Annotated in this window: 16 protein-coding genes; 6 read left to right on the top strand and 10 right to left on the bottom strand. The window is 73.0% G+C overall.

Annotation, left to right across the window (positions count from 1 at the left end):
• Positions 1-2 precede the first annotated feature (2 nt).
• The 10 genes from FF100_RS02840 to FF100_RS02795 all read right to left on the bottom strand — a co-directional run bounded on the left by FF100_RS02840 (position 3) and on the right by FF100_RS02795 (position 10930).
• On the bottom strand, positions 3-791 hold the full coding sequence (locus FF100_RS02840; RefSeq protein ID WP_139034028.1) for an ATP-binding cassette domain-containing protein: 789 nt from the start codon (positions 789-791) through the stop codon (positions 3-5).
• Positions 788-1564, bottom strand: coding sequence for an ATP-binding cassette domain-containing protein (locus FF100_RS02835; protein WP_139034027.1), 777 nt, complete (start codon positions 1562-1564; stop codon positions 788-790). The genes FF100_RS02840 and FF100_RS02835 overlap by 4 nt, the downstream gene beginning before the upstream one ends.
• Entirely contained in the window at positions 1561-2400 is an 840-nt protein-coding gene (nikC, locus tag FF100_RS02830; RefSeq protein WP_139034026.1) for a nickel ABC transporter permease subunit NikC, read from the bottom strand. The genes FF100_RS02835 and nikC overlap by 4 nt, the downstream gene beginning before the upstream one ends.
• Positions 2397-3338, bottom strand: a complete 942-nt coding sequence (nikB, locus tag FF100_RS02825) for a nickel ABC transporter permease subunit NikB (protein ID WP_139034025.1) — start codon at positions 3336-3338, stop codon at positions 2397-2399. The genes nikC and nikB overlap by 4 nt, the downstream gene beginning before the upstream one ends.
• Entirely contained in the window at positions 3338-4918 is a 1581-nt protein-coding gene (gene nikA, locus FF100_RS02820) for a nickel ABC transporter substrate-binding protein (RefSeq protein ID WP_139034024.1), read from the bottom strand. Before nikA ends, nikB begins: the two co-directional genes overlap by 1 nt.
• A 357-nt stretch (positions 4919-5275) precedes the next feature.
• Positions 5276-6229: an ornithine cyclodeaminase family protein gene (locus tag FF100_RS02815; RefSeq protein ID WP_139034022.1), complete on the bottom strand. Its 954-nt coding sequence runs from the start codon at positions 6227-6229 to the stop codon at positions 5276-5278.
• A 13-nt stretch (positions 6230-6242) separates the two neighbouring features.
• Positions 6243-7700, bottom strand: coding sequence for an aldehyde dehydrogenase family protein (locus FF100_RS02810; protein ID WP_139034021.1), 1458 nt, complete (start codon positions 7698-7700; stop codon positions 6243-6245).
• The gene (locus tag FF100_RS02805) at positions 7697-8974 is read right to left on the bottom strand and encodes an NAD(P)/FAD-dependent oxidoreductase (RefSeq protein WP_139034020.1); all 1278 of its coding nucleotides are present in this window, start codon (positions 8972-8974) and stop codon (positions 7697-7699) included. The genes FF100_RS02810 and FF100_RS02805 overlap by 4 nt, the downstream gene beginning before the upstream one ends.
• Before the next feature lie 167 nt (positions 8975-9141).
• Complete coding sequence (locus FF100_RS02800; RefSeq protein WP_246101885.1) at positions 9142-10029, bottom strand: GNAT family N-acetyltransferase; 888 nt, start codon at positions 10027-10029, stop codon at positions 9142-9144.
• A 31-nt stretch (positions 10030-10060) separates the two neighbouring features.
• A complete protein-coding gene (locus tag FF100_RS02795) occupies positions 10061-10930 on the bottom strand; it encodes a GNAT family N-acetyltransferase (protein ID WP_139034019.1) in 870 nt (289 codons plus the stop codon).
• Between the two features lie 328 nt (positions 10931-11258).
• Between FF100_RS02795 and FF100_RS02790 the strand changes: the two genes are divergently transcribed.
• The 6 genes from FF100_RS02790 (at position 11259) to FF100_RS02765 (ending at position 18494) form a co-directional block, all read left to right on the top strand.
• Positions 11259-11615, top strand: coding sequence for a cupin domain-containing protein (locus FF100_RS02790; protein WP_139034017.1), 357 nt, complete (start codon positions 11259-11261; stop codon positions 11613-11615).
• A 577-nt stretch (positions 11616-12192) separates the two neighbouring features.
• Positions 12193-13695: a sensor histidine kinase gene (locus FF100_RS02785; RefSeq protein WP_139034016.1), complete on the top strand. Its 1503-nt coding sequence runs from the start codon at positions 12193-12195 to the stop codon at positions 13693-13695.
• Positions 13671-15062, top strand: coding sequence for a sigma-54-dependent transcriptional regulator (locus tag FF100_RS02780; protein WP_139034015.1), 1392 nt, complete (start codon positions 13671-13673; stop codon positions 15060-15062). The genes FF100_RS02785 and FF100_RS02780 overlap by 25 nt, the downstream gene beginning before the upstream one ends.
• Before the next feature lie 123 nt (positions 15063-15185).
• On the top strand, positions 15186-15965 hold the full coding sequence (locus tag FF100_RS02775) for a hypothetical protein (RefSeq protein ID WP_139034014.1): 780 nt from the start codon (positions 15186-15188) through the stop codon (positions 15963-15965).
• Between the two features lie 101 nt (positions 15966-16066).
• Positions 16067-17392, top strand: a complete 1326-nt coding sequence (locus FF100_RS02770) for an MFS transporter (RefSeq protein ID WP_139034013.1) — start codon at positions 16067-16069, stop codon at positions 17390-17392.
• 10 nt (positions 17393-17402) lie between these two features.
• Complete coding sequence (locus FF100_RS02765) at positions 17403-18494, top strand: metallophosphoesterase family protein (RefSeq protein WP_139034012.1); 1092 nt, start codon at positions 17403-17405, stop codon at positions 18492-18494.
• Positions 18495-18579: the final 85 nt, after the last annotated feature.

The following is an 18579-nucleotide window of genomic DNA, read 5'->3' as shown; positions in this document are numbered from 1 at the left end:
GCTCAGGGTCCTCCCGGACCGGACGGCAGGACGGCGTCGAGGAGTTCGCGCGCCGCCGGGTGCGACAGGGCGAGGCCGGGCCGGCACGGCGCGGCATCGACGATCCGGCCCTCGCTGAGCACCACGACCCGGTCGGCGAAGCGGCGCGCCAGGCGGATGTCGTGGGTGACGAGCAGGAAGGCCGTGCCGTGGCGGCGGCGCAGATCCGCGAGCCGGTCGAGGATGTCGACCTGACGCGGCGCATCGAGATTCGACACCGCCTCGTCGAGGATCACCAGGGCGGGCCGCGTCGCCAGCGCCCGGGCGAGGCCGATCCGCTGAACCTGGCCGCCGGAGAGCTGGCCGGGCAGCCGACTCTCGGCCTCGGGATCGAGGCCGACCATCTCGAGGAGCTTTGCGACGCGGGCGGCCCGCGATGCGGGCGGGAGGTCGGTGAGATGGCGCAGCGGCTCGGCGAGGATCCGCCCGACGCGATGCCGGGGGTTCACCGCCGAAAGCGGGTCCTGCAGCACCATCTGGATCGCCGCCCGGAAGGTCGTCAGGCCGCCGCGATCGAGCCCGGCGAGGGGCGCGCCGCGAAACAGCACCGTGCCCTCGTCGGGCGCCTCCAGCCCCATCAGCAGGCGGGCGAGCGTGCTCTTGCCCGAGCCGCTGCGGCCGATCAGGGCGACGCACTCGCCCGCCGCGATCGCCAGGTCGATCCCCGCGAGGACTGGGCGCGGAGGCACCCGCCGCCAGCCGCCCTGGGCATAGGCCTTGCCGAGGCCCTGGGCAGCGAGGAGAGCGGTCACGCGACGACCTCCACCGGGATCTCGTGCAGGGCGCGGTGGGCGGCGAGCAGCGCCCGCGTCGCCGGCTGGCGCGGATCCGCGAAAAGCGAGGCGACCGGGCCGGTCTCGACGATCCGGCCCGCCTCGATCACCGCGACCCGGTCGGCGAGGCGGGCGACCACCCCGAGATCGTGGGTTACGACGAGAAGGCCGAGGCCCCGCGCCCGTACCAGCCCGGCGAGCAGGTCGAGGATGCGCCGTTGCGCGACGAGGTCGAGATCGGTGGTCGGCTCGTCGGCGATCAGGAACGGCGCCCGGGAGAGGAGCGCCAGCGCGATCATCGCCCGCTGGAGCATGCCGCCGGACATCTGGAACGGGTAGAGCTCCGGCACGCGCGGATCGTCGCCGAGCCCGACCGCCGCGAAGGCCTCCGCCATCGCCGCCCGGCCGGGCTTGCCGGGTGTCTCGGCGGCGTGGTCGCCGATCGTGCGCAGCGGGTTGAAGGCGGTACGCGGCGCCTGGAGCACGCTGGCGACCGCCCGGCCGCGCAGACCTGCCGGCTCGGTCTCCGTGCCGTCGAGGACAATTTGCCCGCCCGTCCGCCGGGTGCCCGGCGGCAGCAGGTCGAGGAGCGCGGCGCAGGCGAGCGACTTGCCGGACCCGCTCGCGCCGACAAGGGCCAGAACCTCGCCGGTGCGCAGCTCCAGACCGACGTCACGGACCAGGGGCACCGGCTCGCGGCCGCGCCAAGTTTCGACCGACAGGCCCTCGGCCCGCAGAACCCGCGCGCTCACAGGCCGCGCCCCGCGATCAGCGTCGGGTCGAGGCGATCGCGCAACGCGTCGCCGAGGCGGTTGAAGGCGAGCACGGCCAGCGCGATCGCCAGCCCCGGCCAGACGACGAGGAGCGGCCGGGTCCAGAAGAAGGCGCGGGCGTCGTTGATCATCACGCCCCATTCGGGCGTCGGCGGCTGCACGCCCAGCCCGAGGAACGAAAGCCCGGCGACATGGAGCGCCATGTGGCCGATATCCAGGGTGGCGAGCGCGGCGAGGGGCGGCACCACGCCGGGCAGCACGTGCTCGCCGAAGATCGCCCGCGGCGGCGCCCCGGCGATCCGCGCCGCCAGCACGTAGTCGCGGGTCTTCAGCTCCAGGACGAGGCCGCGCACGATCCGCGCGTACCAGGCCCAGTGCGACAGCACGATCGCCACCACGACGTTGAGGAGGCCGGTGCCGAGGGCGCCGATCATGAACAGCGCCAGCACGAAGGTCGGCACGGTGAGGAACACGTCGCACAGTCGCATCAGCACCGCGTCGAGCCGGCCACCGACCATCCCGGACAGCCCCCCGACCGAGAGGCCGAGCGCCAGCACCAGGGCGAGCACGACGAGGACCGAGCCCAGCGTCGTGCGCGCCCCGGCGATCAGGCGCGAGAGGATGTCGCGGCCGAGATGGTCGGTGCCGAGGAGATGGACGAGGTTCGGCGCCTCGAAGCGGTGGGCGAGATCGACCGCCAGCGGGTCGTGCGGGGCGACGAGGGGCCCGACGAGCGCCAGCACGACGAAGCCGGCGGCGAGCGCGCCCGCGGCGGTGATGGATCCCGACCGGGGGAGCCGATGGGCGGCGATCATGCGGCGTCGTCCCCGAGGCGGATGCGCGGATCGAGCCAGGCATAGGCGACGTCGACCGCGAGGTTGCAGAGCACGAACACCACGGTCATCACCAGGGTGAAGCACTGGATCACCGGATAGTCGCGGTCGTAGATCGCCGAGACCGCGTAGCGCCCCACCCCCGGCCAGGAGAAGATCGTCTCGACCACCAACACCCCGCCGAGCAATTCGCCGACATGCATGCCGGTCGCGGTGACGACCGGCACCAGGGCGTTGCGGAAGACGTGGCGGCGGGTCACCGCGCGCTCGGAGAGGCCCCGCAGCCGCGCGTAGAGCACGTGGCGTCCGCCGGCCGCTTCCAGCATGCTCGCCCGCAGGAGCCGGGCGTTGACCGAGAGCGACATCAGACCGATCGCCAGCGCCGGCATCACGAGGTGGGCGATTGTGCCGCTGCCCATCGCCGGCAGCCAGCCCAAGGTCACCGAGAAGACGACGACGAGCAGGAAGGCGACCCAGAAATTCGGCAGCGAGACGCCGAGCACCGCGATGCCGCGCACCAGCCGGTCCTGCCAGAGGCCGCGATGCGCGGCCGCCCAGGCGCCGAGGGGCAGGCTCAAGGCGAGGCTGACGACGAGCGCGGTGCCGGCGAGTTCGAGGGTGGCCGGCAGGTAGCCGAGGAGGTCCGGCAGGACCGGCCGGCGGGTGGCGTAGGACAGGCCGAAATCGCCGTGCAGCGCCCGCCACAGCCAATCGAGGTACTGGACCGCGAAGGGGCGGTCGAGGCCGAGCATCGCCCGGGCGTCGAGGAGCGCCGCGTCGGTCGGCGGCACCTGCGACAGGCGCAGGTAGTCGAGCGCCGGGTCGCCGGGCCCGAGCCGCAGCACCACGAAGACGAGGAGCGAGACGCCGAGCAGCATCGGGGGGATCAGCGCGAGGCGCGCGAGCACGAAGCGCAGCATCAGCGGCCGGCCGTGGCCGAGGCCGGGTGCATGCCGGCGAACGGGATCTCGTTCAGCGTCGCGCCGAAAGCCACGCCGGCGACCGTGGAGCGGTGCACCTCGATCGCGACCGCGTGGGAGATCGGCAGGTACACGGCCGTTTCGTGGAGCGCGGTCAGGACCTTGGCGGTGAGGCGCTTGCGCTCCGCCGGATCGGTGGCGGCGAGCGCCGCCGTGATGGCGGCATCGATGCCGGCCTTGTCGGGCAGGCCCTTCTGGGCCTGGTAATCGGCATGCGACGGGGCGCGCATCGCGCTGAGGAAGGAGGCGGGATCGTAAGGCGGGCCCCAGGTCTCGCCGAAGATCAGGCCGAAGCGGCCGTCCTTCTGGCGGGCGAGGATCGCGCTCTCCTCCTCGCCGACGAGGCGGACCGCGATGCCGATCCGCGCGAGATCGGCCTGGATCACCTCGGCGATCGCCTTCTGCTGGGCGTTGGTGCCGACGAAGTCGAGCTCGACCGCCAGGGCCCGGCCGCCCTTCGCCCGCACGCCGTCGGCCTGCTGCACCCAGCCGGCCGCGTCGAGGAGCGTCTCCGCCGCCGCCGGATCGAAGCCGTGGGGGGCGAGCCCAAGATCGGCGTCGGGCACGCTGGGCGCGAACAGGAAATCGGCCCGCGGCTCGATCCCGTCCAGTACCGTGCGCACCAGCGTGTCCTTGTCGACCGCGCGGTTGATCGCGAGCCGCACAGCGGGGTCGTCGGTGGGTGAGCGGGCCGAATTGAGCGCCAGCACCCGGGTGGCGAGCGGCGTCGAGACGGCGGCCGAGAAGGCCGGCGCCTGAGCGCGCAGGCGCAGGAAGGCCTCGGACGGAATCTGCCCGGCGGCGCCGTATACGAGATCGATCTCGCCGGTCTGGAGCGCGATGGCGCGGGTGTTGGGGTCGGGGATCACCTTGACGACCAGGCGCTCGAAGCCCGGCTTGCCGCCCCAGTAGCTCGGGTTCGCCGCAAAGGTGTCGGACACCCCGAGCCGGGTCGCGACGAGGCGCCAGGGCCCGGTGCCGACCGGCGCCTTGAGGCCGGCGGCGGTGGTGCCGCCCTCCCCCATCGCGGCCGGCGAGACGAAACGGAAGGGACGCGGCAGCGCCAGTTCCCGCAAGGTCGGGTCGTGGGGGTGTTTCAGCACCAGGCGGAACGCCAGGGGACCGGCGATCTCGGTACGGTCGATCTGGCGGGTGAGGTCGAGCCAGTCGTGGCGGGCGCGGTTGGCGAGGATCGCGTCGAAATTGGCCTTCACGGCGGCCGCGTCGAACGGCGTGCCGTCGCTGAAGGTGACGCCGGGGCGCAAGGTGAAGTCGTAAGTCCGGCCGTCGGCCGAGACCGTCCAGGCGGTGGCGAGCCAGGGCGCGATCGTGCCGTCGGCCCGGTACTTCACCAGCGGCTCGTAGACGCTCGCCTGGGCGAACATCTGGTTCGGCGCGTAGAGGTGCGGGTTCAGAGGACCGACATTGGTCGGCCAGGAATAGGTCAGCGTCTGGCTCGCCGCCGGGGCGACGGCGAAAGCCAGGAAAACGGCGACGGCGAGGCTCGCCAGCTTGGACATCGGGCCGCCCCGGTATGAGGAACGCAAGAAAAGCGCTTACGCTCTGTACGGGAGTGGCGGGCGCGAGGCCAGAGGGGGGGGGGGGGGGGGGGGGGGGGGGGGGGTGGCTGGGGCTTGGATCGGGGCTGCACGCGGCCGCGCGTCAGCGCGACCGGCGGAGCTGGAACCCTCCATCGTCATCCCGGGGCCGCGCAGCGGAACCCGGGATCCATCACCGCTGATGCTCCACACTGGAGCGGGACGCTGGCCGCCCTGTCCTGACCCCGTCGGCGAATGTGGATCCTGGATCCTCGGCCTCGCCGAGCCCCGGGGTGACGTTGAGGGTATCCGTTCTTCCGGCGTCGATCGGCCCTTGGCTCAAGACAGGTCAGCGGCCTGCGCCGCATCGACGAGGAACTGACCGATATACAGATCCTGCAGCGCGATCCCGGAACTGTCGAACACCGTGATCTCCTCCGGGCTGGTGCGACCCGGCTCACGCCCGTCGAGCACCGCCCCGATCGCCGTCAGGGTCAGCGCCCCGCTGGCGATCCGGTCGCGGACGTGCTGGAACTCGCCGATCTCGACCGATTGCGCCGGCAGGTCGCAGAACAGCCGCGCGCCCTCGAACAGCGCGACCGGCAGTTCCTGCTTGCCGCGACCGTCGGAGCCCATCCCGGCGACATGGGTGCCGGGGCGGACCCATTCCGCGGCGAAGAGCGGCGCCTGCGAGGGCGTCGCGGTGACGATGACGTCGGCGGCGCGGCACGCCGCCTCGGCCTCCGAGACCCGGACGTCGAGACGCACCCCCTGCTCCGCCAGCCGGGCCGCGAAGCCCTCCGCCTTCGCATGGTCCCGCGTTACGACGTGGAGGCGCGCGAGCGGCAGGATGCGGGCGAGCGCCCCGACCTCGTAGAGCGCCTGGTTGCCGGCGCCGAAGATCGCGAGGGTCTCGCTGTCGGGCCGGGCCAGCGCCTTCGCCGCCACCGCGTCGGCGGCGGCGGTCCGGTAGGCATTGGCGGCAGCGGCCTCGACCACCGCGCCGATCCGCCCGCAATCCTGGTCGATCAGCAGGATCGTCGAGTTGTGGCGCGGCAGGCCGCGGGCGGGGTTGTTGTGCCAGAACGCCCCGACCTTGAGGCCGGCAAGCTCCGCCGTCGCGCCCGACTTGATCGAGAACCGGTCGCGCGGGTCCGAGGCGAAGGCGATGACCGCCGGGTAGACCCGCGCCGCCTCGGACGCCGCCGCAACCAGCGACCGCCGGATCGGCTCGAAGGCGGCCTCGTGCGAGATCAACCGGGAGGACACGTGTTCCGGAATGAAGGTGACCATGGTCGTCTCCGTCCTACCGGTCGTATCCGAGGATCGCCTTGGTCTCCAGGTATTCCTCCATGCCCTCGCGGCCGTATTCCCGGCCGTTGCCCGAGCGCTTGTAGCCGCCGAACGGCGCCTGCGGGTCCCAGTCGGGCGCGTTGAGATGGACCTGGCCGGCGCGGATCCGCCCGGCCACCCGGCGCGCCTGCTCCAGGTCGGCGCCGTGGACATGGGCGCCGAGGCCGTAGATCGTGTCGTTGGCGATCGCGACCGCCTCCTCGACCGTGTCGTAGGGCAGGATCGCGAGGACCGGCCCGAAAATCTCCTCCTGGGCGATCGCCATGTCGCGGCGCACCCCGGAGAACACCGTCGGCCGGGCATAGAGGCCGCGCGTCAGGCCCTCGGGCCGGCCCTGGCCGCCGACGATCAGCGTGGCGCCCTCGGCGAGGCCGACACCGATCATCATCTGGATGCGGTCGAACTGCGCCCGGTTGGCGATGGCGCCGTGGGTGGTCGCCTCGCTCGAGGGATCGCCGACCCGGAACTCGGACGCGGCTTGGCGCGCCAGGGCCTCGACCTCGGCGAGACGATCGCGGGGGACGATCATCCGGGTCGGCGCGCTGCAGGACTGGCCGAGATTGCGCATCGCCGCCGCGACGCCGAGCGGGATGCAACGGGCGAGATCCGCATCCGGCAGAACGACGTTCGGCGACTTGCCGCCGAGCTCCTGGGCGACGCGCTTGACCGTCGGTGCCGCCGCCTGCGCGACCAGCACGCCGGCCCGGGTCGAGCCGGTGATCGAGATCATGTCGACCTCGGGATGGGTGGCGAGCGCCTCGCCGACCACCGGGCCGGCGCCGTTGACGAGGTTGAACACGCCGGCCGGGCAGCCGGCATCGTGCATCGCCTCGGCGAAGAGCAGCGCACTGAGGGGTGACAGCTCGCTTGGCTTGAGCACCACGGTGCAGCCGGCGGCGAGCGCCGGGCCGACCTTGGCGGTGATCTGGTAGAGCGGCCAGTTCCACGGCGTGATCAGCGCGCAGACGCCGATCGCCTCGCGGGCGATGGCGGTGGTGCCGCGCTGCGACAGGAACGGGAAGGTCGCGAGGTTGTCGCGGGCGACCCGGAGATGCGCGAGGGCGAGCGGCACCTGCGCGGTGCGCGCGTAGGTGATGGCGGCGCCCATCTCGGCGGTGAGCGCCTGCGCGAACAGTTCCAGCCGCTCGGTGACGAGGGCGAGGACGCGGTCGAGCAGGGCGGCGCGCTCGGACGGTGTCGTCTGCGACCAGGCCGGGAAGGCGCGGCGGGCAGCAGTGACCGCGGCCTCGACATCGGCTTCGTCGCCGAGCGCGATCTCGGCGATCGCCGCCTCGGTCGCCGGGTTGATCACCGCCGCGCCCTCGCGGCCGGACGGGTCCCGCCACGCCCCGTCGACGTAGAAGCGGCCGAGGCGGCCGGCCTCGGTCAGGTGCCGAAGGGGATCGGTCATTGGAAACGGTCCTTGAGCCGGTAATACGCGCCGATGACCGGCAGGAACCAGGGCGGGCCGACATGGCCCGGGATCGCCGGCCAGGCGAAGTCCTTCCACGGATTCAGCTCGGCGCGCCCGTCCATGACCTCGGCCATGATCGTGCCCATCAGAGTCGACATCTGGGTGCCGTGGCCGCTGTAGCCCATGGAATAGTAGATGCCGTTGCGCTCGCCGGCCCGCGGGAGCCGGTCGCGGGTCATGTCGACCATGCCGCCCCAGCAATAGTCGATGCGCACGTTGGTCAGTTCGGGGAAGACGTCGTGCAGGGCCGCGCGCAGGATCGCGCCGCTCTTCTCGTCCGAGGCCGGGTTCGAGACCGCGAAGCGGGCACGGCCGCCGAACAGCAGCCGGTTGTCCGGGGTGGTGCGGAAGTAGTTGACGAGGTTCTTGGTATCGGTCGCCATCCGGCGGCGCGGCGTCAGCCGGTCGAGGACATCCACCGGCAGCGGCTCGGTGACGATCAGGAAGGCACCGACCGGCACGATGCGCCGGCGCACCCAGCCAAGCGGCCCGGTCTGGGAGGTGCCGCTGGCGAGCAGCACCTGCTTGGCCCGGACCGTGCCCTTCGGCGTGCCGACGAGGTGGCCGCCTCCTTCGGCGGCGTTGAGGCTCGTCATCGGCGTGCGCTCGTGGATCGCGACGCCGCGGCGGGCGGCGGCCTCGGCGAGGCCGCGCACGAAGCGGCCGACATGCATCCCGGCGCTCTTCCGGTAGATCAGGCCGCCGTGATAGCGCTCCGACCCGATCTCGGCGGCGAGGTCCGCCCGGCTCACCATCGCGGTGTCGGGATCGACGGTGGCGGCGAGCAGTTCCTGGCTGCGCGCCAGCTTGTCGTAATGCTCGGGCTTCGCCGCCAGCTTGATCTTCCCGACGCGGGCGAAGCTGCAATCGATGCCCTCCTCCCGGACGATCCGCTCGACCGTGTCGACCCCGGCATCGAAGGCGCGATACAGCGTGTTGGCGAGTTCCGGCCCGAGCTTGCCCGACAGCGTCGCGTAATCCTGCGCGAAGCCGTTGTTGCACATGCCGCCGTTGCGGCCCGAGGCGGCGTTGCCGATCGTCCCGGCCTCGAGCAGCACGACGCGGGCGCCCTTCTTGGCGAGCGCCAGGGCGGCGGAGGAGCCGGTCAGCCCGCCGCCGATCACCGCGACGTCGCAGGTGCCCTCGACCGGGCCGGGGGCACCGCTCGCGAACGGCGTCGAGGTGTCGAGCCAATAGGAGGTGAGCTTCATGGCGGCTCCGGGACTCGCAAGGCCGAGCGGGCGCGACGGCCCCGGGCGGATCGCGGCGCGATCCACCCTCGGCAGGTTTCATCGGGGTGATGGCCAGACCGGTGAGAGGTCCGGCCAGACATCGTCGGTTCAAGCCGGCGTGCTCGAGCCGGATCGACAGTATCGTCTCAGTTGAGAGACTGGTTGGACAGCGCGAAGACGCGCGCCCGACCGGCGGGTGGCAGGGTGCCGCGCACCATCGTGAGGGCGTCGCCGACCTGCGGCAGGCCGATCTCGGCGAGCCAGGGCGACAGCCCCGATGCGGCGGCGGTGTCGATGCGCACGAAGCGGCCATCGAGACGCGCGAGCGCGGCCTCGATCAGAATGCGCGCCTCGGGCTCGCTCTCGGCGACCACCGGCCCGATGACGTGGCCGCGGCCGAACAGGCGGGTGATCGCGTAGCCAACGGGAACGCCCTCGCGCAGCAGGACGTGGCCCTCGCCGGCCGCGATCAGGCGCGCGACGAGGTGGCGCCGGTCGAGACCGGTCGCCGCCGTGTCGAGGCGCAGCACGGCATCGCGATCGGCCGGGACCACCGCCCGGACGCGGTCATCCGGCACGAATGCGGCGCGGGCAGTGTAGGGCCCCTGGTGCTGAAGGAGCGTGCCGACCGGCACGAAGCCGTAGCGCTCGTAGAGCGCACGCCCCTCCGCGGTCGAGTTCAGCAGGATGCTGCGCGGCCCGGCCTCCCGGAGCAGGGCCTGCATCAGCCGCGTCCCATAGCCCCGCCCCTGCGCCGCCTTGGCGACGATGATCATCCCGACCGTGGCGTGGCCCTCGCCGGTGGGAAAGCACGCCGCCGTCCCGATCACCGCGCCGTCGCGCTCCAGCACGAAGCCTCGGCCGAGGCCCAGCGCGAAGTCCCAGTCCTCGATCCGGTAGGGCCAGGCCATCTCTCGCGACAGCGCCAGGGCGCCGTCGCGATGGGCGGGGGCGAACGGCACCAGGGCGACGGGATCGGTCCCGCTCCGAAGGTCCTGGGGAGTGGCGGCTTCCATGGCGGGGACGGGCTTCATGTCGATCGGCGAAAAGGACGGGGCGGGCGGCCTAGCTCAGCGCATGCGCCGCCAGGGCGTAGACCCCCGGGGATCCGGGCTCGACCTTGGGAAGGGGCGCGCCGCGGGTCATCGTCGTCACGGTGTCGTGCAGGGGCAGGCCGGCGGCGTGCAGCACGGCGCGCAGCGCGCCGCCCGCCTGGCGCGTATCGAGGCGGACGAACTGGCCGTCCTGGCCGTCGAGGAGCGCGGTGACGAGCTGCACCGCCTCCTCCTCGCTCGCGGCGACGACCGGCCCGATGACGCTGCCGCGCCCGAAGGGGCGGCGCATGGCGTAGCCGACGAGGCGCCCGCCGCGCCGCAGGCCGCGGATCTCGGAGACCGGGGCGAGACGGGCCAGGAGGGCGGAGCGGTCGGCGCCGAAAGCGGCCGCGTCCAGGGCCGCGACCGCGGCGAGGCCGTCGGCCGCGATCGTCTCGACCGCGTCGCCCTGCGCCACGACCGGCCGCGCGTAGCCCTGGCACTGGTAGACTGTCGCCTGCGGCTCGAAGCCGAGCGAGACGTAGAGGCTGTAGGCGGCGCGGGTGGCGTTCAGGATCAGGCGGCGCTCGCCGCATTGCCGGAGGATGCCCTCCATCATCCAGCGTCCGCCGCCATGGGTCTGCACCCGCGGCGAGGTGATGACCATCCCGATCGTCGCGCAATCCGCGCCGTAGGGGAACCACATCGCCGAGCTGAACACACGACCGATCTCGTCGAGCGCGACGAAGCCATGCCCCACGGAGCGCAGCAGGTCCCAGTCGCTCGGCCGGTGCGGCCACTCGACGCCGAGGGACAGGCCATGCAGCCATTCGACGTCGACGGAGGCGACATCCTGCGAGGCGAGATCGAAGGATTGCAGGCGCATCGTGCTCTGGGACATCGTCACCGCATCCTCTCCGGCGGCACCGGCTGGAACGCCAGTCGATCCGGCCCGTAGCGCCGCCTCGCCATGCCCCGCAAGATGACCCGGGCCCGTCCGTGGTTTCTGCCGAGGATCGGGCGGTTTTCGAAATTTTCGACCGAACTCCCCCGCTCTACGGCAGGAATGCCGGTTCGAGCGGTTCTATCGTCGGGCCGGTTCGATGGAGGCCGCCGGGACGCCGCGTCGCCTCACGATCCTCCACGGCCGCCCACCCGGCACGGGGTCGTGCCCGGCGCCGAGGCCGATCGGCCGAACCGCCATGCGCCCCACGCCCAAGGAAACCGGTATGTCGCTTCTGATCACACTCGACCCCAACCCGACCTTCGCGCCGAAGCCGGGCCTGCCGCTGCCCGAGCGCCTGATCGCCGGCGCGCCCGAGTTCAAGACCTGGGCGCAGGACGAGTCCCGCGACGGGATGGTCAAGAGCGGCGTCTGGGAGGCGACCCCGGGTGAGACCCACTCGATCAAGGGCACGACCTTCGAGTTCTGCCACATCCTCTCCGGCCTGGTCGAGATCGAGGAGACGGGCGGCGAGACCAAGACCTACAAGGCCGGCGACAGCTTCGTCATGAAGCCCGGCTTCGTCGGCATCTGGCGCACGATCGAGACCGTCCGCAAGATCTACGTCTGCGTCTACGAGTGATCGTGGCGGGGCCTTCGCGCGCGCGAGGCGTGGAGGAGCGGTGACGTCTTCGCCGAGGCGGCCAGGTGGCCGCCTTGTTTTGTTTGGGGTCCGCGCCGAACGGATCTGCGGATCGGCTCGCAAGAACCGCGTCGCGAACAAGACCGACGCGGGTGCCTCGTCTCCGGACGGGCGGCGATCGTGTCCATGCCGGGCGGTCCGACGAGCCGCCCCCTCGCAGGAAACGCACCTCCCCGCCGCCTTGCGGGGAGGGGAAAGTCCGTTTCCCCATGAGGATTTGCCCCTCATACCCTCGCGCCTTGGCATCGACACGTCGATGCCAAGGCGTCCGGCGCATCGGCGCCGGCGCCCGTTCGGGCTTGCCTTGCGCCGTCGAACCGATCCGTTCGACGGCGCGGCGGTATCAGGCACGACATAGGGACCCAATCGCTGCGGGCGGGGAGAGGAGAAGACCCGCGCGCAGCCTCGTCAGGCCGGCCCCGCCGTGCGGGCGAGCGACGACCAGCCGCCCCGCCGATTTGCGCCCCTCCCCGCCCCCATGGGAGAACGCCGCACGCCGTCCCGCACGACCCGTCCCATGGCCTCCCGCCTGCACTCGCTCCGCGCCCATCTCCTTGCCCTCTGGGTCCTGCTCCTCGCCTCGGCCGCGGCGACCGCCTACCTGCTGTTCGAGGTCTACGCCCAATCCGCTGCCGTGCAGGTCGCCCAGGCGGAGGTCGAGGTCGCCCGCGCCTGCCGCGACATCGGCGACCGGTTCGCGTTCTTCAGCGCCGGCTGGAGCGGCAGCGTCGCCGACGTCGACGACACCCTCAAGGACCAGCTCGCCGACGTGGTGGTGACGGCCCTCGCCGGCCATCCCGGCGTCGAGGGCGGGATCTGGACCGCGTCCGGGGGATCGGCGGCCTACGCCTTCCCGACCTACGAGGGCACCGGACCGAAGACCGACCTGCCGGCGGCCGAGATCGACACGATCCGCCGGATCAACGCCGAGGCCCTGAGCGCCGACCGTCCGGTGGCGGCGCGCCGCGCCGCCCGGACCCAGACCCTGGTGGTGCAGGGCTGCCCGCTGCGCGGCCCGGTCCAGGGCGCCACGGGCTGGACCATGGCGCGGGTCTATACCGACCAGGGCCGGGCCTACGGCCAGCTCCTCGCCGGCTTCGGCTTCCTCGGCGCCACCGTGCTCGGCTCGGCCCTGCTGCTCGGGCGGCTGCTCCTGGTGCTCGGCCGGCGGATCGCCCGGCTCGAAGGGCAGCTCGGCCGCGACGCCCCCGACAGCGACCTCCTCCATCTCGCCCCGACCGGACTGCGCGAGCTCGACCGGCTGGTCGAAGCCCTGAACGCCGCGGGCGCCCGCCTCGCCACCGCCCGCCGCCGCGCGGCGGAGGCCGAGCGTCTCGCAGCGCTCGGCCAGCTCGCGGCGGGCATCGCCCACGAGATCCGCAACCCGCTCGCGGCGATGCGGCTCAAGGCCGAGAACGCGCTGGCGAGCGCCGACCCGGCCCGGCCCCGGGCCGCCCTCGACCTCGTGCTGGCCCAGGTCGCCCGCCTCGACCGGCTGCTGCGCGACCTCCTCAGCCTGACCCAGCCGCGGGCGCCGGCCCTCGCCCCGACCGACCTCGCCGGGATGCTGGCGGAGTGCGCCCATCTGCACGACGACCTCGCCCGGTCGCAGGGCGTGCGGATCGCCCTCGGCGACGTGCCCGCCGGGCGACCGCTCCTCGACGAGGCGCAGCTGCGCCGCGCCCTCGACAACCTGCTGCTCAACGCGATCCAGCACAGCCCGGCAGGCGGCACGGTGCGGCTCTCCGGCACGCGCGAGGGCGACATGGTGCGGATCCGCGTCAGCGACGAGGGCAACGGCGTGCCCGACGCCCTGCGGGCGCGGCTGTTCGAGCCCTTCGTCACCGCCCGGCCGGACGGGACCGGGCTCGGTCTCGCGATCGTGCGCGAGATCGCCCGCGCCCATGGTGGACAGGTGGGCCTCGCCGCCCCACCTCCCACGAGCCCCCTCCACGGTGACCCGGGTCCCGGCGCGACCTTCGAGCTCGATCTGCCATGGCGCCCGCCGCCCACATCCTGATCGTCGACGACGAGCCGGCCCTGCGCGAGGGCTTGGCCGAGACGGTGAGCGACCTCGGCCATCGCCCGGTCCTGGCCGCCTCCGGCCGCGAGGCGCTGGAGCGGGTCGCCGCCGATCCCGCCATCGCGGCCGTGCTCCTCGATCTGCGCATGCCCGGCGACCTCGACGGGATGGCGGTGCTGCAGCGCCTGCGCGCGCGGGCGGAGGCGCCGCCGGTGGCGGTGCTGACGGCCTATGCCAGCGCCGAGAACACCATCGAGGCGATGCGGCTCGGCGCCTACGACCACCTGACGAAGCCGGTCGGCCGGGCGGAACTCGCCGGGCTCCTCGCCGGCATGCTGGCCCGTCCGACGGCCAAGCCGGCCCCGCCTGCGCCCGCGTCGGGCGATTCCTGCCTGATCGGCACCAGCGAGGCGATGCGCCGGGTGCAGAAGGCGGTCGGCCTCGCCGCGGACAGCGACGCCACGGTGCTGCTCCAGGGCGAGACCGGCACCGGCAAGGAGATCGCGGCCCGCGCGCTCCACGCCCATGGCCGCCGGCGGGCCGGGCCGTTCGTGCCGGTGAACTGCGCGGCGATTCCGGCGGAACTCCTCGAGAGCGAGCTGTTCGGCCACTTGCGCGGAGCCTTCACGGGGGCGGTCCGGGACCGGCCCGGCGCCTTCCGGGAGGCGCAGGACGGCACGCTGTTCCTCGACGAGATCGGCGACATGCCCCCGGCCATGCAGGCCAAGATCCTGCGGGCGCTGCAGGAGCGGGTGGTGACGCCGGTCGGCGGCCAGCCGGTTCCCGTCACCGTCCGGGTGGTGGCCGCGACCCACCGCGACCTGCCGCGCCTCGTCGCCGAAGGGGGCTTTCGCCAGGACCTGTTCTACCGCCTCAACGTGGTGCCGATCGCGCTCCCGCCCCTGCGCGAGCGCCTGGCCGACATCCTGATCCTGGCCGAGCACTTCCTGGGGCTCAGCGGCGGCGCCGCGAAACGCCTGACGTCCGAGGCCGCCGCCGCCCTGATGCGCCACCCCTGGCCCGGGAACGTGCGCGAGCTGCGCAACGTGATCGAGCGGGCGGCCCTGCTCGCCCGCGGCCCGGCGATCGGGCCGGCGGATCTCGGCCTCGCCGACGGGGCCGAGCCGCCGCCCGATTTGGTGCGGCCGGACTGGCCCGGCGAGGATCTGCCGGGTGCGGTGGCGCGGCTGGAGGAGGCGATGATCCGCCGGGCCCTCATGGAGAATGGCGGCAACCGCGCCCGGGCGGCGAAGCGCCTCGGGATCCAGCGCCAGCTCCTCTACGCCAAGATCGACCGCTACCGACTGCACGAGGCGGGGTTGTCGGAAAACCCGACGGCGGATGTCGCGAATCCCGACGCCTGACCGTCGGCATCCCACAGGATTATTGAGCTTCACCAGTGACTTGGGTGTTGGCACGGGAGTTGACAGGCTCTCCCCGGACCGGCCCTCCGCCGGTTCCGACGAGCGACAGCCAAGAGGACATCCATGACGATGGGCAAGCACCGCCTCCGGGCGGCGAGCCTCGCCTGCGCGATCCTGGCGGCCGGTCCGGCCGCGGCGCAGGACGCCTCGGTCTGGGATCCGGCCACCCTGCCGGAGACGAAGGGGACGGTGAAGCAGTACACGCTGACCCCGCGCGGCGACGTCGACGGGCTGATCCTCACCGACGGGACCGAGGTGAAGCTGCCGCCGCGGCTGTCGACCGCCCTGGTCTTCACGGTCCGGCCGGGCGACGCGGTGTCGGTGCGCGGCATGCGGGCCCGCGCCCTGCCGATGGTCGACGGGGCCTCGATCCGCAACGACGCGACGGGCGCGACGCTCGTTACCCTCGGCCCGCCGGAGCCGGCGGCCGAGGATGCGGTCGCGAGCGGCCGCATCGCCGCCCTGTTGCACGGGCGCCGCGGCGAGGTGAACGGCGCGCTCCTCGACGACGGCACGATCCTGCGCCTGCCGCCGCACGAGGCGGTACGCCTGGGGGCGACCCTGCGGGCGGGCCAGACCGTCTCCTTCCGCGGAGCGGTGACGAAGAGCCCGCTCGGGACGGTGGTGGAACTGCGCGCCCTCGGGACGGGCCCGGACAGCCTGGTCGAGGTCGGCGGACGCCCGCCGCGCCCGCCCGGCCCCCGGGCCGAGGCCGGCCCGCCCGGCGGTCCCGACGCACCGCCCCCGCCGCCTCCGGGAGCCGCGCCCCCGCCCCCGCCCGGCCCCGGTGCGGCCCCTCCGCCGCCCCCGCCGCCCGGGGCTCCGCCGCCGCGCCGGCCTTGAGCGGCCGTCACAGGTAATTAATCCCTGCCAAATCGCAACTTTCCGCGATTTGGCCGGTTTTCGGCCCGGATCGGCCTGTCCTTCCTCTGGGAGACATCACGGTGAGCACGGCACCCTCCGTCACTGCCTCTGCGTCCGCCACGCCCGACAGGCAGCCGTCCACCCGGGCGCTGCGGGGGCTCGACGCGCTCAACTTCACCCTGGCGGACGTGCGCGACGGGCTCGGGCCCTATCTCGCCATCTATCTCATCGCCGTGCGCGGTCCCGACCAGGGCTGGAACGAGGCCACCACCGGCATGATCATGACGATCGCCGGCATCGCCGGCCTGATCGCCCAGACGCCGGCCGGCGCCCTGATCGACCGCTCGCAGCACAAGCGCGCCATCGTGATCGCGGCAGCCCTCGCGGTGACGCTGAGCTGCCTGGTGCTGCCGTTCATCTCGAATTTCTACGCCGTCGCCGCCACGCAATCGCTCGCCGGCATCGCCGGGGCGATCTTCCCGCCGGCGCTCGCCGCCATCACCCTCGGGGTGGTCGGCCCGAAGCTGTTTTCCAAGCGCATCGGCCGCAACGAGGGCTTCAACCATGCCGGGAACGCCGTCTCGGCGGCTCTCGCCGGCGGCCTCGCCTACGTGTTCGGGCCGATCGTGGTGTTCTGGCTGATGGGCATCCTGGCGGCACTGTCGATCGGCGCGATGCTGATGGTGCCGTCGGAGGCGATCGACAACGACCTCGCCCGCGGCCTCGACTCCGCCGAGGACCAGGGGGACGAGCAGCCCTCCGGCCTGACGGCGTTGCTGCAGAACAAGTACCTGATGCTGTTCGCGCTGCTGGCGGCGATCTTTCACCTGTCCAACGCCGCGATGCTGACCTCGGTCGGCCAGCTCCTCACCCACCTCGCGGGCAAGGACAATGCGACCTCGCTGATCGCGATCTGCATCGTGGCGGCGCAATGCGTGATGGTGCCGGTGGCGATGTTCGTCGGCCACAAGGCCGACGCGATCGGCCGCAAGCCGATCTTCCTCGCGGCCTTCGGCGTGCTGGCCCTGCGCGGCGTGCTCTACACCTTCTCGAACAACCCGTTCTACCTCGTCGGGGTCCAGCTCCTCGACGGCATCGGCGCCGGCGTCTACGGCGCGCTGTTCCCGATCGTCGTGGCGGACCTCACCCGCGGCACCGGCCGGTTCAACGTCAGCCAGGGCGCGGTCGCGACGGCGCAGGGGCTCGGCGCGTCGTTGAGCGCCACGCTCGCCGGGCTCATCATCGTGTCGGCCGGCTACTCGGCGGCGTTCCTGACGCTGGCGGGAATCGCGGGCGTCGGCTTCGCCCTCTACCTCCTGGTGATGCCCGAGACCCGGGGCTTCGAGCCGGAGCAGGCCGGCACCCCGTCCGACCCGACCGGCCGCCCAGCGCTCGCCACCGCGTGAGGGCCGGACCATGACGATTCCCCTGGCTTTCGCCCATATCGGCGATCTGCACATCACCGGGGCGGAGGCTGGGAACGCCCGCGACTTCGCGTCGATCATCGACCAGTTGAACGAGACCGACGGGCTCGACTTCGTCTTCGTCCCCGGGGACAACGCCGACAATGGCCGCCCCGAGCAATACGCCCTGGTGAAGGCCGGCCTCGATCGCCTCCGCCTGCCGGTCCACGTCATCACCGGCGACCACGACATGGAGGGCGGCAGCCTCGATGCCTTCTATGCCGGGCTGAGGCCGCCCCGCCTGCCCTACGCCGTCGATGTCCGGGGCGTGCGCTGCCTGTTCCTCGACATGTGCGGGCCGGGCTCGGGCGGGCCGGATTTCCGCCTCGGCGCCGATCAGGTCGCCTGGCTCGCCGCGGAGCTGGAGCGGGCGGGATCCCGGGACTGTGCCTTGTTCATGCACAGCTACCCCGCCGACCTGAAGGGCGACGGCGAGGCGGCACGGGTCGCCGACCTCGTCCACCGTGGGCCGGTCCGCCTCGTCGAGATGGGGCACACCCACTACAACGAGCTCGCCAATGACGGCCGCACCGTCTACGCGGCGACCCGTTCCACCGGGCAGATCGAGGAGGGGCCGGTCGGCTACGCGGTCGCGGCCCTCGATGGCGGCGTGGTGAGCTGGCGTTTCAAGGATTTGGCCCGGCCCTGGCCGTTCGTGCTGATCACCGCCCCGGCCGACCGGCGGCTCGCGCATGATGCCGGTCACATCGTCGGCCAGCATGTCACCGTGCGTGCCCTGGTGCTCGGGCCGGCGGAGAGGGTGGAACTCCGTATCGACGATGGATCGTGGCAGCCGATGGCGCGGCCGGACGGCGCGCGCTGCCACGAGGCGGAGGTGGACTGGCCGGACACCGCCCGGACGATCGCCGTGCGGGCGACGGGCGCGGGGGGCGAGGATACCGACATCGTCGAGCCGACAAGCGATGCGAACGGCCTGCCGACCTCCCGCGGCATCGGCAGCGACGCCGATGCGATCGGGGCCTGGGAGCGTCGGGGGTTGCTCGGCACCCAATTGGGTCCGAACCGCAACGGGCGGCAATGGTGAGCGCGGACCTCACCGGACCGGTCGACCATCCAACGAACTCTTTCCCTCCGTGTCGCCCGGTGCCGCAGCGCGGCCCCGGGCGACA

The organism is Methylobacterium terricola (assembly GCF_006151805.1).
Taxonomy (GTDB): domain Bacteria; phylum Pseudomonadota; class Alphaproteobacteria; order Rhizobiales; family Beijerinckiaceae; genus Methylobacterium; species Methylobacterium terricola.
Note: the sequence above shows the minus strand (reverse complement) of the source record. Positions and strands in the feature narration are given on the sequence as shown.

Coding starts and splice junctions, on each gene's coding strand:
- FF100_RS02790 (WP_139034017.1), top strand. CDS start 11,259: ATGTCGCTTCTGATCACACTCGACCCCAACCCGACCTTCGCGCCGAAG.
- FF100_RS02810 (WP_139034021.1), bottom strand. CDS start 7,700: ATGACCGATCCCCTTCGGCACCTGACCGAGGCCGGCCGCCTCGGCCGC.
- FF100_RS02815 (WP_139034022.1), bottom strand. CDS start 6,229: ATGGTCACCTTCATTCCGGAACACGTGTCCTCCCGGTTGATCTCGCAC.
- FF100_RS02780 (WP_139034015.1), top strand. CDS start 13,671: ATGGCGCCCGCCGCCCACATCCTGATCGTCGACGACGAGCCGGCCCTG.
- nikC (WP_139034026.1), bottom strand. CDS start 2,400: ATGATCGCCGCCCATCGGCTCCCCCGGTCGGGATCCATCACCGCCGCG.
- FF100_RS02795 (WP_139034019.1), bottom strand. CDS start 10,930: ATGTCCCAGAGCACGATGCGCCTGCAATCCTTCGATCTCGCCTCGCAG.
- FF100_RS02785 (WP_139034016.1), top strand. CDS start 12,193: ATGGCCTCCCGCCTGCACTCGCTCCGCGCCCATCTCCTTGCCCTCTGG.
- FF100_RS02805 (WP_139034020.1), bottom strand. CDS start 8,974: ATGAAGCTCACCTCCTATTGGCTCGACACCTCGACGCCGTTCGCGAGC.
- nikB (WP_139034025.1), bottom strand. CDS start 3,338: ATGCTGCGCTTCGTGCTCGCGCGCCTCGCGCTGATCCCCCCGATGCTG.
- nikA (WP_139034024.1), bottom strand. CDS start 4,918: ATGTCCAAGCTGGCGAGCCTCGCCGTCGCCGTTTTCCTGGCTTTCGCC.
- FF100_RS02800 (WP_246101885.1), bottom strand. CDS start 10,029: ATGAAGCCCGTCCCCGCCATGGAAGCCGCCACTCCCCAGGACCTTCGG.
- FF100_RS02775 (WP_139034014.1), top strand. CDS start 15,186: ATGACGATGGGCAAGCACCGCCTCCGGGCGGCGAGCCTCGCCTGCGCG.
- FF100_RS02765 (WP_139034012.1), top strand. CDS start 17,403: ATGACGATTCCCCTGGCTTTCGCCCATATCGGCGATCTGCACATCACC.